The sequence below is a fragment of the Coprobacillus sp. genome, from assembly GCF_984815275.1.
In genome coordinates, this window is sequence record NZ_CFJNYH010000011.1 from 42,196 (window position 1) to 55,538 (window position 13,343).

The 13,343-nt window shown below is 31.4% G+C and carries 14 protein-coding genes and 1 riboswitch; of the genes, 10 read left to right on the forward strand and 4 right to left on the reverse strand.

Annotated features, from left to right (window positions below; translation table 11 throughout):
• The first annotated feature begins 9 nt into the window (after positions 1-9).
• The 7 genes from AC5M21_RS05700 (at position 10) to AC5M21_RS05730 (ending at position 7,765) form a co-directional block, all read left to right on the forward strand.
• The gene (locus AC5M21_RS05700; RefSeq protein WP_008787190.1) at positions 10-1,227 is read left to right on the forward strand and encodes a hypothetical protein; all 1,218 of its coding nucleotides are present in this window, start codon (positions 10-12) and stop codon (positions 1,225-1,227) included.
• Entirely contained in the window at positions 1,224-2,123 is a 900-nt protein-coding gene (locus AC5M21_RS05705) for an alpha/beta hydrolase (protein WP_302280489.1), read from the forward strand. The genes AC5M21_RS05700 and AC5M21_RS05705 overlap by 4 nt, the downstream gene beginning before the upstream one ends.
• Positions 2,124-2,140: 17 nt before the next feature.
• Positions 2,141-3,589 (forward strand): glycoside hydrolase family 1 protein, encoded by a 1,449-nt coding sequence (locus AC5M21_RS05710; protein WP_117768929.1) that lies wholly within the window; start codon positions 2,141-2,143, stop codon positions 3,587-3,589.
• Positions 3,590-3,690: 101 nt separating this feature from the next.
• Complete coding sequence (locus AC5M21_RS05715) at positions 3,691-4,548, forward strand: DUF2262 domain-containing protein (protein WP_008787193.1); 858 nt, start codon at positions 3,691-3,693, stop codon at positions 4,546-4,548.
• A 619-nt stretch (positions 4,549-5,167) separates the two neighbouring features.
• Complete coding sequence (locus tag AC5M21_RS05720) at positions 5,168-5,914, forward strand: SDR family oxidoreductase (protein ID WP_008787194.1); 747 nt, start codon at positions 5,168-5,170, stop codon at positions 5,912-5,914.
• Between the two features lie 32 nt (positions 5,915-5,946).
• Positions 5,947-5,993: riboswitch (PreQ1 riboswitch) on the forward strand.
• A gap of 72 nt (positions 5,994-6,065) precedes the next feature.
• Positions 6,066-6,542, forward strand: coding sequence for a QueT transporter family protein (locus tag AC5M21_RS05725; RefSeq protein ID WP_008787195.1), 477 nt, complete (start codon positions 6,066-6,068; stop codon positions 6,540-6,542).
• Between the two features lie 77 nt (positions 6,543-6,619).
• A complete protein-coding gene (locus tag AC5M21_RS05730; protein ID WP_008787196.1) occupies positions 6,620-7,765 on the forward strand; it encodes an AI-2E family transporter in 1,146 nt (381 codons plus the stop codon).
• Here AC5M21_RS05730 and AC5M21_RS05735 read toward each other — a convergent pair.
• The 4 genes from AC5M21_RS05735 to AC5M21_RS05750 all read right to left on the reverse strand — a co-directional run bounded on the left by AC5M21_RS05735 (position 7,759) and on the right by AC5M21_RS05750 (position 11,004).
• Positions 7,759-8,400, reverse strand: coding sequence for a bifunctional 2-keto-4-hydroxyglutarate aldolase/2-keto-3-deoxy-6-phosphogluconate aldolase (locus tag AC5M21_RS05735; protein WP_008787197.1), 642 nt, complete (start codon positions 8,398-8,400; stop codon positions 7,759-7,761). The two genes, AC5M21_RS05730 and AC5M21_RS05735, sit on opposite strands and share 7 nt — an antisense overlap.
• 13 nt (positions 8,401-8,413) lie before the next feature.
• Positions 8,414-9,415 (reverse strand): sugar kinase, encoded by a 1,002-nt coding sequence (locus tag AC5M21_RS05740; protein WP_008787198.1) that lies wholly within the window; start codon positions 9,413-9,415, stop codon positions 8,414-8,416.
• Positions 9,416-9,542: 127 nt separating this feature from the next.
• On the reverse strand, positions 9,543-10,178 hold the full coding sequence (locus tag AC5M21_RS05745; protein ID WP_008787199.1) for an RpiB/LacA/LacB family sugar-phosphate isomerase: 636 nt from the start codon (positions 10,176-10,178) through the stop codon (positions 9,543-9,545).
• 16 nt (positions 10,179-10,194) lie between these two features.
• Positions 10,195-11,004: a gluconate 5-dehydrogenase gene (locus AC5M21_RS05750; RefSeq protein ID WP_008787200.1), complete on the reverse strand. Its 810-nt coding sequence runs from the start codon at positions 11,002-11,004 to the stop codon at positions 10,195-10,197.
• 321 nt (positions 11,005-11,325) lie between these two features.
• Here AC5M21_RS05750 and AC5M21_RS05755 point away from each other — a divergent pair, with 321 nt between their 5' ends.
• The 3 genes from AC5M21_RS05755 to AC5M21_RS05765 are packed head-to-tail and all read left to right on the forward strand — an operon-like array spanning position 11,326 to position 13,329.
• Positions 11,326-11,748, forward strand: coding sequence for a PTS sugar transporter subunit IIA (locus tag AC5M21_RS05755; RefSeq protein WP_008787201.1), 423 nt, complete (start codon positions 11,326-11,328; stop codon positions 11,746-11,748).
• Between the two features lie 14 nt (positions 11,749-11,762).
• A complete protein-coding gene (locus tag AC5M21_RS05760; RefSeq protein WP_008787202.1) occupies positions 11,763-12,542 on the forward strand; it encodes a PTS mannose/fructose/sorbose/N-acetylgalactosamine transporter subunit IIC in 780 nt (259 codons plus the stop codon).
• Positions 12,535-13,329: a PTS system mannose/fructose/sorbose family transporter subunit IID gene (locus AC5M21_RS05765; protein ID WP_017143949.1), complete on the forward strand. Its 795-nt coding sequence runs from the start codon at positions 12,535-12,537 to the stop codon at positions 13,327-13,329. The genes AC5M21_RS05760 and AC5M21_RS05765 overlap by 8 nt, the downstream gene beginning before the upstream one ends.
• The last annotated feature ends 14 nt before the right edge of the window (positions 13,330-13,343 follow it).

The window sequence follows — 13,343 nt, forward strand, 5'->3', positions numbered from 1 at the left end:
GAGTGACATATGGTTTTTGATACAAAAATAATGCAAGATTTTTTAGATGAAAATGAGTCTCATTATGTTGGAAAGTATCGTTTTCATAGTGGGTATCGAGCTGAAGAATATAAATTTAAGAATCATTATTATATGCTTGATCAAAACTTTAGACAAATTGATATTTATGTAGAGATTCAATGTAAAGATCATTTGACTTATACTTTTTCTGAAGATCTGCATGAACAAGAAAAACTTTATATTGTAAAAGATGCTGTTAATCGCATTATTAAAAAATTTGATTATAAAAGTACTTTGCATTATTCCTTGTATGAAAATTATATCAAAACAATATCTACACAGTTAACGGTGTTAGAACCAATTGATTTTTGTGATATTTTAAATTATATGAAATATCATCAAGGAAGTAATCAAAAAACAATGGATGAATATTATAAAATATTTATTCCCTGTTTAAAGATTCATTTAGATAATAAGAATTATAAACAATTTATTGATTCAGTAAACTTATTATTAAAGAGTGTTCTTTATCAATATGAATGGGATGGAACAAATTCAAAATATTTAGATACAGAATATCAGTATCATTTATATTATATCCGAGAGATTGTTCGTATTGTTTATGAAAATTTAGATAAATTCTATAAAAATGTACCTAAAGAATTATTTGAAGCAGTTCATACACTTTGTTTAAATTCAAGATTTTCATTTGCAATTATGACAGATTTTGGATCAATGATTTTATCTCAATATAGAGTAACAAGTGCAATGATAAAGGCTTTAAAAGAAGAGTTAGTCTTGAATGATAAGGATGAAGAAAGGGAAAATGTTAATTTAGTCTTCTCTTATATCTATTATATTTTTCATAATGATTTTGAACAATATTATGCTGTTGTTTTAAAAGTATTAAGAGATGTGATTAATAATATGTTAACATTTGCAAATCACGATCTTGACTTAGCTTTAGGGAATTCCTTAGTGCAATCTGAAGGGTATCAAGTTTTACTTGATTTATTCCATGAAGATTATAATACATTTATCTTTACATGTTTCCCAATTGAGTCTTTTCCTTTGGAAATAAGACCAAAGGTAAGAGAGGAATTAGTTACAGCTATTCAATATTTTGCTGCAAGAATGGGTAGTGATAATTATCGTTTAAGTTCCTTTGAACAAGTTATGAATATAAATAGAATCCTGATGGATAATTTTAAGGAGTGGTATAAATGAAAAAGAAATTCGTTGTTGGAAGTGCTGTTGCATCAACTCTTACTGCATCAACCCTTACTGCTGGGCTGGCATTAGCAAATCAATTTGCTAAAAAGATGCTTTATCGTGAACATTTAAGTAAAGATGATCAAGGCAATTGGTATGAGGATATTGGTGCAAGTAAAGTTAAGATTAAGAATCATAAAGGAATGTTCTTGCAAGCCTATTTAATTGAAAAACAACAGGCGAAAAGGACAATTATTTGTTTGCATGCTTTATTAAAATCGGCACATTCTTTGCAGGCTACTGTTGATTATTTTCAATCAGTATTTCCAGATGAAAATATCTTGATGATAGATGCGAATGCGCATGGATTAAGTGATGGGTATATTCGAGGATTTGGATATCGTGATGTTTTTGACTTGATGTATTTTAATACTTATATTCTCCAAAAGTATGGTCAAGATCATCGTGTCATTATGTATGGTCAGGGAATGGGTGCTAACACAATTTTAAATACTTCTGGTTTAGGAAAGTTAAAGAATGTAGATTTGATTATTAGTGAAGGGGCTTATGATACAGTTTACAATTATCTAGCAATGCGTTGCCAAAAGGAAATGAAGGTAACTAAATTTGTAGCTGGACCAATTATTCGTAAAGTGATTAAAGATGAATTGAAGAGTGATATTAAGAAGATGAATACAGTTGATATGGTAAAGAAAAATGTTATACCAACTGTTTATGTCCATTCTAAGAATGATAAGGATGTTCCTTTTCAAATGGTTTTCCCATTATATAACCATGATGCATCAAACAAGATGTTGTTTCCAATTAAAGAAGAACATTTATATGATTTAAAAGATAAAGAAGATTCTTATTCATTATCTCTCATTGAGTTTATGAATGAAAATATATAAAGCAAAGGAGGAAATCTATGTATTTTAAAGAAACAAAAGGATTCCCTAAAGATTTTCTATGGGGAAGTGCATCTGCTGCTTATCAGGTTGAGGGTGGCTGGGATGCAGACGGTAAAGGTATTAGCAACTGGGATAAGTTTGTAAGAATTCCAGGTAAGACATTTAAGGCAACAACTGGAGATAAGGCTGTTGATCATTACCATCGCTATAAAGAAGATGTCAAGTTAATGGCTGATATGGGGCTTAAGACTTATCGTTTTTCAATTGCATGGTCAAGAATTTATCCAAATGGAAATGGTGAGATGAATGAAGCTGGTTTGTCATTCTATGATGATCTCATTAATGAATTAATTAAGTATGGAATTGAGCCAATGGTCACTGTTTATCATTGGGATATGCCACAGGCATTAGAAGAAGAATATCATGGTTGGGAAGATCGTCGTATCGTTGATGACTATGTGAACTATGCAACAACATTATTTAAAAGATATGGTGATCGTGTCAAATATTGGATTACGATGAATGAACAAAATATCTTTACATCATTTGGCTGGTTAAAAGGAATGCATCCACCAGGAAAAGAAAATGATATGAAAACATTCTATCAAGTGAATCATCATGCCAATATGGCACATGCAGGTGCTGTACTTGCATTAAAAGAACTTTATCCTGATGCAAAAGTTGGTGCAAGTTTTGCGTATAGTCCTTGTTATGCATTTGATAGAAAACCTGAAAATGCAATGGCAAAAGCAGATTATGATGATTTACAAAATTATTGGTGGATGGATATTTATGCTTATGGACGTTATCCAAGAAGTGCGTGGGCATATTTAGAAACTATGGGCGTGACACCAGATATTCAAGATGGTGATATGGAAACATTGCGTAAAGCAGCAGCTTTGGTTAATTTTATGGGTGTGAATTATTATCAAACTTGTGTAGCTGAATACAATCCAATTGATGGTGTCGGTATGAGTAATGCTATGAATACAACTGGAAAGAAAGGAACAGCTCAAGTCCAAGGTGTTCCTGGATTATATAAAAATCCAGCCAATGACTTCTTACCAACAACAGATTGGGATTGGACAATTGATCCAATGGGACTAAGAATGTGCTGTCGTGATATTACATCACGTTATGATTTACCAATAGTCATTTCTGAAAATGGTTTAGGTGCATTTGATAAAGTTGAAGATGGACAAGTTCATGATCCTTATCGTATTGCTTATTTAAAAGCACATATTGAAGAGTTAAAGAAAGCTTGTGATGATGGGTGTCAAGTCTTAGCATATTGTACTTGGTCTTATACTGATTTATTAAGCTGGCTTAATGGATATCAAAAGAGATATGGATTTGTTTATGTTGATAGAGAAGAAGATGAAAACTATGGAACATTAAATAGAATTCCAAAAGATTCTTATTATTGGTATCAAAAAGTCATTGAAACAAATGGTGAAGAATTATAAAGGTATAGCTAGTCTATACCTTTTCTTTTGTTCTCTATATAAACAACAGATTAATCTATGTTATAATATATCTAATAATGGGGCATAAGGAGAATGTTAGAATGAGTTTATTTAAGAAACAATCTTCAGAAATTAAAAAATTTGAGGAGAGATTTGATAAAGAAATAAAAGAAATGATTGTTGTTACAGAAGGAGAAATGTCAGCAGGAAGATCAGGGCAAGATGAATATTGGACTGCATCTATAACTATTTTAGCGTATATTGATGTAAGAAGTGGAGAATTGTTTGAGGGGAAAAGAGGTATAGAATGGTTAGTCAATGATAAAGAATGTCGCAGTAGTAAAAAGATTTATAATCTTAAAGGTCAAAAAATCTATCAACTTATAGTTCGAGAATCTTTACCCTATGAAAATGAATATACACATGATACTTTTGAAAAAGGTCATTGGCTTATGCTTGTTGATGTGAAAAAAAGGAATTGTCATAATGCACAATTAGAAGATGTTTTAAAGGAATATCAAAAAGAAGTTTCTATTCATCCTCAAGGTTGTCAAAAATTAATATTAGATAAATCATTAGGAATATTTAGTGGTGAAGGAAATTGGAATCATGAAGAATGTTATATTCATTTAGATACTGATGGTGAAGGAATTGAAACAGCTGATGAGACTTTAAAAACTTTCCAAGAATTAATGGCGAACGGTGAAGTATGGGATCAAAAGGCAAGAGAATATGCAGCTGATGAATTAACTGAGTTAGCGAATGAATGGGCAGAGGAAAATGATTTAGAAATCACTCATGAAGATTTTGCAAAACGGATGGTCATTAGTGAAGTGTGTGTATCACTAGAAGGTGACTTTGAATTGTTCTATAACGATGATGATATGTTTTATGGACATGTCATTATTGTGAGTGGAAATATTCACGAAGGATTTAAAGATGCTTATATAGCAGGATAAATATCAGAGCAAAAGGATGTTATAACATTCATTATATTCATAATGTTGCCTATTAATAGACAATATCATAAAAAATAAATTCTTGTTGCAAAAACGTTTTTTATTTACTTTGTTAGAGTGTTATATCTTGTATAATTTTTGAAAATTAGAATCAATATGTAAATTATATATTTGCTTATTGCATAAAATGGTTGATATTTATTAAAAATTGGTTATAATATAAATGAAAGGAATAATCAGTAGACGGTTATGCCTTGGATTTGATGGTTAAAATAACTACCAAAGTTTTCCTAGGACCATGGTAGTTATTTTTTGTTTCCTTTTATAATTTCAAGGAGTAGTTTGACAATGACTGCGATAATAGCCATCATTAAAGATAACATTTCATAATCGCTCATGTTTTACCACCTCCGTTGTTTCAAATTTCTCTAATGAGATATCTATATCAACAGAGTTTCCAATCTCTATCTATTGACCAAAGCATAACCACCTACCGTTATGATTATTCCATGTGACTATTATAGCATAAAGCAAATATTTCATCTATAATTATTTGCTAAAAGCTATTAATTGTTTTATCCCTTATCTATGATAAAATATTGGAAAGGATGGTGATTTAATGAAATATAAAAATTATGGTGTTGTTGTGACTGGAGGAGGTCATGGTATTGGAAAAGCTATTATTGAAGAGTTTGTGAGAGAAGGAGCAAAGGTCTGTTTTATTGATATCAATGCAGATTATGGAAAGTCATTGGTAAGTGAATCTGTTTTCTTTTTTCATGGTGATGTTTCTTTAGAAGATGATTTAAATCAATTTATTTGTTTTTGTAAAGAGAAATTAGAAAGAATAGATGTTCTTGTGAATAATGCTTGTGTGTCACACCAAGGAATATTAAATCAATGTAATTACCAGGAATTTCAAAAATCATTATCTATTGGAGTAACAGCACCTTATTATTTGAGTTTGCAATGTCAAGATGAATTAAAGAAAAACAAGGGTTCTATTATTAATATTGCTTCATCACGTGCTTTTCAATCCGAACCAAATACAGAATCATATACAAGTGCCAAAGGTGGTATTGTTGCATTAACACATGCTTTGGCGATTTCTTTGTCAGGGCAAGTACGAGTAAACTGTATTGCTCCAGGATGGATTGATGTCAATGATACAGAAAGTTTTTCTAAAGAAGATGAAACTGCAATTCCAGTAGGAAGAGTAGGAAAGCCAATAGATATTGCTAGAATGGTAATGTTTTTATGTAGTGAAGATGCAGGGTTTATCACAGGTGAAACATTTGTTGTAGATGGAGGTATGAGCAAACGTATGATTTATCATGGTGATCATGGATGGGAATATCATATCTAAGGTTGCAAACATCATTTTGATATGCTAGAATGATTGCACTGGTTCGAGAGCCAAACCCAGTATAAAAAACTAAGGACATGAAAGAATGGTGGCTCTGCCATCTTTTTTCATGTCTGACTTCTAACTGTATTTTAGAAGAGGAGGAACTTAAATGAATAATGGAGTTAAAGAAGTTGCAATCAATGCTATGATTGCTTGTGTTTATGCAGCACTAACAATTGCATGTTCAAGTATTGCTTATGGAGGAATTCAATTTAGAATTTCTGAAATATTAATATTTCTAGCATTCTATAACAAGAAATATATACCAGGTTTAATTATTGGTTGTTTTTTAGCTAATTTACCGTCACCATTAGGATTGGCAGATATGTGTTTTGGAACATTAGCTACTGCAATTACATGTTTAGGTGTATATAAAATTAAAAATATTTACATTGCAGGATTATTTGGTGCAATTGTGAATGGATTGATTGTTGGTGCTGAATTGTACTTTGTTCTTAATTTACCATTTGTCATCAATGCATTTTATGTATTTATTGGAGAATTTGCAGTCTTAATGATTGGAGCGTATTTATTTCGAACATTAGAGAAAAAAGAAGTCTTCATGAAAAAGTTTATTTTAGAATAATGGCTATTGTTAATAATAGCCATTTCTTCATATAAAAGACATAATATTTGACTATACTAATAAAAAGAGGTGGTACAATGAGAACAACAGACAAGATGCGAGATTTAACATTAAAGAATATGATAATACTTGTTACCTATATTGCTATATTAATCTTATGTTTAATGAATTTTGGAACAATTATGAGTTTTATAGGAACATTAATAAGTATTATAAAGCCGTTTATTATAGGTTTTATTTTAGCTTTTATCTTTAATATTCCAATGAAATATTTTATTAAGAAATTGCCTATTGAGAATGATAAAACAAGAAAACTAATATCTGCAATATTGTCAGTATTATTAGTTATGTTGGTTATTGCAATTGTCATTATGGTTGTTTTACCACAAGTTATAGAAAATGTTAGAACTCTTATTGATAATTTACCAGAAATTTTTAAACAAATTGAAGAATGGTTAAATTATTTCTTAAAAGAAGTCAAAATATCTCCTGATATTATGACAAAAGTTGAAGAGTTCCAACAAACATTGGGTCAAACTATCTTATCTAAGTTATCAACTTGGGTACCAGGGATAGCTTTAGGCGTATCACATTTTACAACTGGTGTTATTAATATTTTTATGGGATTTGTTATGGCAATATACATGCTTTTTTCTAAAGATAAATTAATGCGACAAGTCAAAAGAGTGGGAAAAGCATTTTTAACAGAAAAACAGTTTTATCATGCAACAGATGTAGCTCAATTAACTTCATCTACATTTGAGAATTTCTTGGCTGGACAATTAACAGAGTCAGTGATTATTGGAGTTTTATGTTATATTGGTTGTATATTATTAGATATTCCATATGCATCAATCGCAGCTGTTGTTATTGGTTTTACCAATATTATTCCATACTTTGGTCCAATCATTGGAGCATTCATTTCATCAGTTTTAATTGTCTTTGTTTCACCAATGAAAGCAGTTATTTTCTTAATATTTAGCACTTTATTACAACAATTTGAATCTAATTTAATTTATCCACATGTTGTGGGAAATTCTGTTGGACTATCTGCCTTATGGGTTCTGTTTGCAGTAAGTGCTGGTGGCGGTTTGTTTGGAATACCAGGGATGATCTTTGGATTACCAACATTCTCTGTTATATATGAGCTCTTAAGAAGATGGACAAATCATCGTTTAAATCAAAAAAAGCAGCTATCAAAAGCTGCATTGGAATCTCAATAAGAGGTTCCTTTTATTTTTGTGTATTCATTTGCAATCTTTGTGATTTGTTCATATTGACTGTGACTGGCAAGCTGATTCAATTCTCCACCAATACCAATTGCATCAACACCAGCTTCAAACCATTCATGTGCATTTTTAAGATTGACACCACCTGTTACCATTAATGAAACTTGGGGTAATGGACTTTTAATCGCTTTGATATATTGTGGACCAAAAGTACTTCCTGGAAATAATTTAATAATCTCACTACCTGCTTCCATTGCTTCAACAATTTCTCGAATTGTCATACACCCTGGAATATAGGGAACACCATAACGATTACACATTGTTGCGGTCTCCTTATTAAAGGAAGGGGAAACAATGTATTTAGCACCTGAAATTATTGCAAGTCTCGCTGTTTCAGCATCTAGTACAGAACCAGCACCAATCAGAATATGGTTCTTGTTTATATAATCTTTATTTAATTGTTTAATAATTTCATTGGCACTATTATTTGTATAAGCGACTTCAATAGCTTTTAATTCTCCTTGAATGCAAGCTTTTGATGCCTGATATCCTTCTTCAAAGCTATATCCTCTTATCACTGCGACAACACCTTGCTTTTTTAATTCAAGAATAATTTCTGATTTTGTCATAATTCTTTTCTCCTTATCTTGAAATTTCTGAATGATTTTCTAATAAACGATAAATTGTTTGACTATTTTCATACATGTTATCACCAATGACTACACATTTGTAAGTTCCTGATGCGACTGCAAAGTCAATTGTTTCTTGTAAATTTTCTTGATTCATGATTTGGTATAAAAGTCCTGCTACAAAAGCATCACCACTACCCACACGTTCCAATAATGCTGTTTTTAAGATTACTGAATGATAAAGGTGATGGTCATAAGCATATGCTTCATACGAGTTAATCATGTTCTCATCAACATTTCTAATGGTATGAAAAATAGCCTTAAACTGATATGCCGCTTGTAATTCCTGCATACGTTTTTCAATTGTTTTTTCTGTAGCATGTTGACGATCAAACATTGTAAGATCGTTTTCATCTTTCATTAATGGATCAATTCCAAAACAATAATCTGCATATTTGGCAAAGTGACTAAACTCTTTTTTTGCATCTTCAATAGAAATCATCTTTGTACGTAAGTTTAAATCGATTGAAATAATGATTTCTCTTTTCTTTGCTTCTTCTAATAAAACTTGTAAAATATCTCTAACATGCTGAGAAATAGCAATCGTTATGCCGCTAAAATGAAAATGCGTAATGCCATTGAATAATTGATTCATATCAATATTTTGTATATCAATATCATTAATACTGGTATGTTGTCGATCGTAATAAACTTCGCTATTTCTGACACCGTAACCATTGATTAAATAATAAAGACCAATACGCTCTCCACATCTTTGAATATTATTTGAATCAATTTGTGATTGTTTTAAGAAATCAATAAATGAATTCCCAACTTCATGCTCTGGTAATCCAGTGAATATTGCAGTATCTATACCAAAAGCACTCATATTTCTAGCAATATTGATTTCAGAACCGCCATAATAAAGTGTACAATTCGTTTTGTCATTTAACTTCTCATAGAAAGAAGGTGTAATTCTGATAAGTGGTTCACCAAAAAATAATATTTTCTTCATATTTCATATTCCTTTCAAAAAACTGCCACCAAATTGATGACAGTTATTTCTATTACAGTGATCGGCTTTGTTTTTTAAAAGTGAGAGGAAATCAAGATGACGGACGCCTAAATCACGTAATAACATCTTATAATACTGATTGAATATAATCAGCAATCTCTTGATCTTGACAATTGGCAAAGAAATAATCTTTAAATTTTTCTCCAGCAATCGTTTCTTTTAAGAAATCCTGATCAATTTCTTTTAAGATTGTTAACATATCAGTATGTGTAATTTTTTTAATATCATTTAAGATACGAGCATTTCTTTGTTCTGGGATAACTCTTTCTTTCGGATATCCACCACCCATCTCTTCAGCAAATAGTCTTTCAAACATTAATCTTAAATTTAATTCAGCACCCCACCCAAAACCTTTCGCATAAGGAATAGATAAGGCATTTCCACCATTGATTTGTGAAAATAAATAAGCATCTGTAGGTTCAACTGCTAAACCACAAACAACACCTGGAAAACTATTTAAAGCAACCATAGCCCCTTCACCAGTTCCACAACCAGTTACAACAAAATCTACAGCCTTAGCATTTAATAAAATAGCGGCTAGTAAACCATTTTGAACATATGTTAATTGACTCTCTCCATCTTTTCCATACATTCCATAATTAAAAACCTCATATCCTTTTTCATCAGCTACACTCTTTAAACTCTCATAAATAATAGCATTCTTTGCTGCTTGACTATTTTCATTAATTAAAGCAATTCTCATATTCTCTTGTCCTTTCTTATTGTGGCTGTTTACCAATATAGGCCAAAATACCACCATCTACATATAAAACATGACCATTTACAAAATCACTTGCATCACTTGCTAAAAAAATTGCAGGTCCCATTAAATCTTCTGGATTACCCCAACGTGCAGCAGGTGTTTTAGAAATAATGAATTGATCAAATGGATGTCTACTGCCATCTTCCTGTAATTCTCTTAAAGGTGCTGTTTGAGGTGTTGCAATATAACCTGGACCAATACCATTACATTGAATATTGAATTCTCCATATTCAGATGCAATATTACGAGTTAACATCTTTAATCCACCTTTAGCTGCCGCATAGGCACTCACTGTCTCACGACCAAGTTCACTCATCATAGAACAGATATTAATAATCTTTCCATGCCCTTTTTTAATCATCGAAGGAATGACAGCTTTTGATAAAATAAAAGGAGCGTTTAAATCAACATCAATCACCTTTCTAAAATCATCTGCACTCATATCACACATTGGAATTCGCTTAATAATTCCTGCATTGTTGACAAGAATATCAATGACACCAACGTCATTTTCTATTTTATGAATCATATGATTCACTGCTTCTTCATCAGTGACATCACACACATATCCATGTGCTTGTATTCCATTTTCTTGATAAGCTTTTAATCCTTTATCAACCAATTCATGATTGATATCATTAAAAACAATGGTTGCTCCTGCATTAGCATAAGCAGAAGCTATCGCAAAACCAATCCCATAACTCGCCCCAGTGACTAATGCCACTTTACCCGTTAATGAAAATTGATTTAAATTAAAATTAGACATATTTTCATCTCCTCTTTTTGAAGTCATACCTCAATGAATAAAAAGTAAACCGGACTTCTTCATTGAGGTGAACCAGTAAGTCAAAACCAGTACAATCCCATAATAAATTAGTAAACCGGTTTTGTCAAGAAGAAATATGGAATTAATACAGAAAATACGAATGAACAAATGTGAAAATCGTAAATACTATCCTTATATATGTCTTTGTTTTGCAAAAACATGATAATTAATTTCTTTAAAAAATGATTGACAACGCTTTCTTTTGATTATAAAATGAATGTGTAAGTAAACCGGTAAACAAAAAATTCTAAGGAGGGAATTATGAATATACTCATTGTATCTCATCAGGGTGTTGCAAGTGGAATAGCAAGCGCTGCTCAAATGATTGTAGGAGATATCAGTCAAATTCATACGATTGAATTGACTGAAGCAGGGGTTGATGTTTTTGCGGATGAACTTGAAAACTATTTAAAAGAATGGTTATCAAAGGATACAGGCATTGTTTTAGCTGATTTAAAAGGAGGAACACCTTTTAATCAGGCAGAATTGATTTTATCAAGATTAGGATTAAAAGATCATGCAAAGGTGATTGTGGGTGTTAATCTTCCATTGGTCTTAGAACTACTGTTCAAGAAATTGGATATCAACAATCAGAATGAATTAAAAGATTTTGTGGAATCAAGTAGACTTAATATTGATTGTATGGATTTATATAACCAAAATAATGAAAATGAAGATGAATAGGGAGGATTTAACAAATGACAATAGAATGGTGGCAAATTGCTTTATTAACAATTTATGCTGGATTTTCATTTTATGATGGAAACAATACAACGTTTGGAACTGTGAAACCAACAATGGCTGGGTTCTTTGCAGGTTTAATTTTAGGAGATATTCAAACAGGATTAATTGTTGGAGGAACTTTAAACTTATTAGTATTAGGGGTAGGAAATTTTGGTGGGGCTTCTATTCCTGATTATATGACAGGGGCATTATTAGGAACTGCATTTGCAATTGAAAGTGGAAAAGGTGCAGAGTTTGGTGTTACACTTGCGATCCCAATTGGATTATTAATGATTCAATTAGATGTTTTGGCAAGATTCTCAAATACTTACTTTCAACATAGGGCAGAAGCTTATGTTGAAAAAGGACAGTTTGATAAGGCGGGACTTATGAACTTACTTGGATTAATCCCGCAATCATTATCAAGAATGTTGCCAGTATTTTTAGCGCTTGTCTTTGGATCAGTATTCGTACAAGGTGTTGTTGATTATATGCCTGTATGGTTAATGAGTGGATTAAAAACAGCAGGTGGTATTTTACCAGCATTAGGTATTGCGATTTTATTAAGATATTTACCAGTTGCAAAAAATATCACATTCTTAATTATTGGATTTGTATTAGCAGCTTATTTAAATGTACCAGTATTTGGTGTGGCATTAGTTGGTTTAGCCATGGCTATATATATTTTCCAATCAGAAGATGGTGAACAAGTTACAGTGAATAATACAGATGCTGGAGGTATGGGTGATGAGTAAAATGCAATTAAGCAAAGAAACAAATAAAGTCTTTTGGAGATGGTACTTTCTAGGTGGCGCAGGATGGAACTATGAAAAAATGCAAGGTTTGGGATATTATTTCTCTACTTTACCATTGATTAAAAAAATATATAAAAAGGATGATGATTTAAAGAAAGCAGCACAAGTTGAAATGCAATTCTTTAATACAAACAATACAATGGCTCCTATTGTTTTAGGATTGGATTGTGCATTACAGGAAGAAAAAGGTATTGAATCAGTAGAAACTTTAGCTTCATTAAAAACAGGTATGATGGGTCCATTAGCAGGAATTGGTGATACTTTATTCCATGTCATTCCTTCTACTATCATTGGGTCATTAGCTTCTTATATGGCTTTAGAAGGAAATCCAATGGCATTGATTTTATGGATTGCATTTGGATTCTTACGTTTGGGATTTATGAGATCTTTCTTTAAGATGAGATATCGTGAAGGTGCAAAAGTTGTTGGAGAATTAGGAAACAAATTAAAGAAAATCACAAAAGCAGCGAATGTTTTAGGTATAACAGTTATTGGGGCTTTAATTCCTTCGGTTGTCAATGCGAAATTTGCATATACATTTACACAAGGTGAAGTATCTATTGCTGTACAGGAATTAGCTGATAAGATTATGCCTTCACTTGCTCCATGTTTGGTGGTATTATTAACATACTGGTTATTAGGAAGAAAGAAAATGAACTCAACAAGAGTGACACTTTTACTGGTTGTTCTTGGAATCTTAGCCTTTAACTTAATGATCTTTGCATAACAGGAGGAAAGAGA

Excerpts from the sequence above, each read along its gene's own strand:
- AC5M21_RS05745 (WP_008787199.1), bottom strand. The coding sequence starts at position 10,178 with ATGAGAATTGCTTTAATTAATGAAAATAGTCAAGCAGCAAAGAATGCT.
- AC5M21_RS05715 (WP_008787193.1), top strand. The coding sequence starts at position 3,691 with ATGAGTTTATTTAAGAAACAATCTTCAGAAATTAAAAAATTTGAGGAG.
- AC5M21_RS05720 (WP_008787194.1), top strand. The coding sequence starts at position 5,168 with ATGAAATATAAAAATTATGGTGTTGTTGTGACTGGAGGAGGTCATGGT.
- AC5M21_RS05725 (WP_008787195.1), top strand. The coding sequence starts at position 6,066 with ATGAATAATGGAGTTAAAGAAGTTGCAATCAATGCTATGATTGCTTGT.
- AC5M21_RS05700 (WP_008787190.1), top strand. The coding sequence starts at position 10 with ATGGTTTTTGATACAAAAATAATGCAAGATTTTTTAGATGAAAATGAG.
- AC5M21_RS05760 (WP_008787202.1), top strand. The coding sequence starts at position 11,763 with ATGACAATAGAATGGTGGCAAATTGCTTTATTAACAATTTATGCTGGA.
- AC5M21_RS05750 (WP_008787200.1), bottom strand. The coding sequence starts at position 11,004 with ATGTCTAATTTTAATTTAAATCAATTTTCATTAACGGGTAAAGTGGCA.
- AC5M21_RS05710 (WP_117768929.1), top strand. The coding sequence starts at position 2,141 with ATGTATTTTAAAGAAACAAAAGGATTCCCTAAAGATTTTCTATGGGGA.
- AC5M21_RS05740 (WP_008787198.1), bottom strand. The coding sequence starts at position 9,415 with ATGAAGAAAATATTATTTTTTGGTGAACCACTTATCAGAATTACACCT.
- AC5M21_RS05705 (WP_302280489.1), top strand. The coding sequence starts at position 1,224 with ATGAAAAAGAAATTCGTTGTTGGAAGTGCTGTTGCATCAACTCTTACT.
- AC5M21_RS05735 (WP_008787197.1), bottom strand. The coding sequence starts at position 8,400 with ATGACAAAATCAGAAATTATTCTTGAATTAAAAAAGCAAGGTGTTGTC.
- AC5M21_RS05730 (WP_008787196.1), top strand. The coding sequence starts at position 6,620 with ATGAGAACAACAGACAAGATGCGAGATTTAACATTAAAGAATATGATA.
- AC5M21_RS05755 (WP_008787201.1), top strand. The coding sequence starts at position 11,326 with ATGAATATACTCATTGTATCTCATCAGGGTGTTGCAAGTGGAATAGCA.
- AC5M21_RS05765 (WP_017143949.1), top strand. The coding sequence starts at position 12,535 with ATGAGTAAAATGCAATTAAGCAAAGAAACAAATAAAGTCTTTTGGAGA.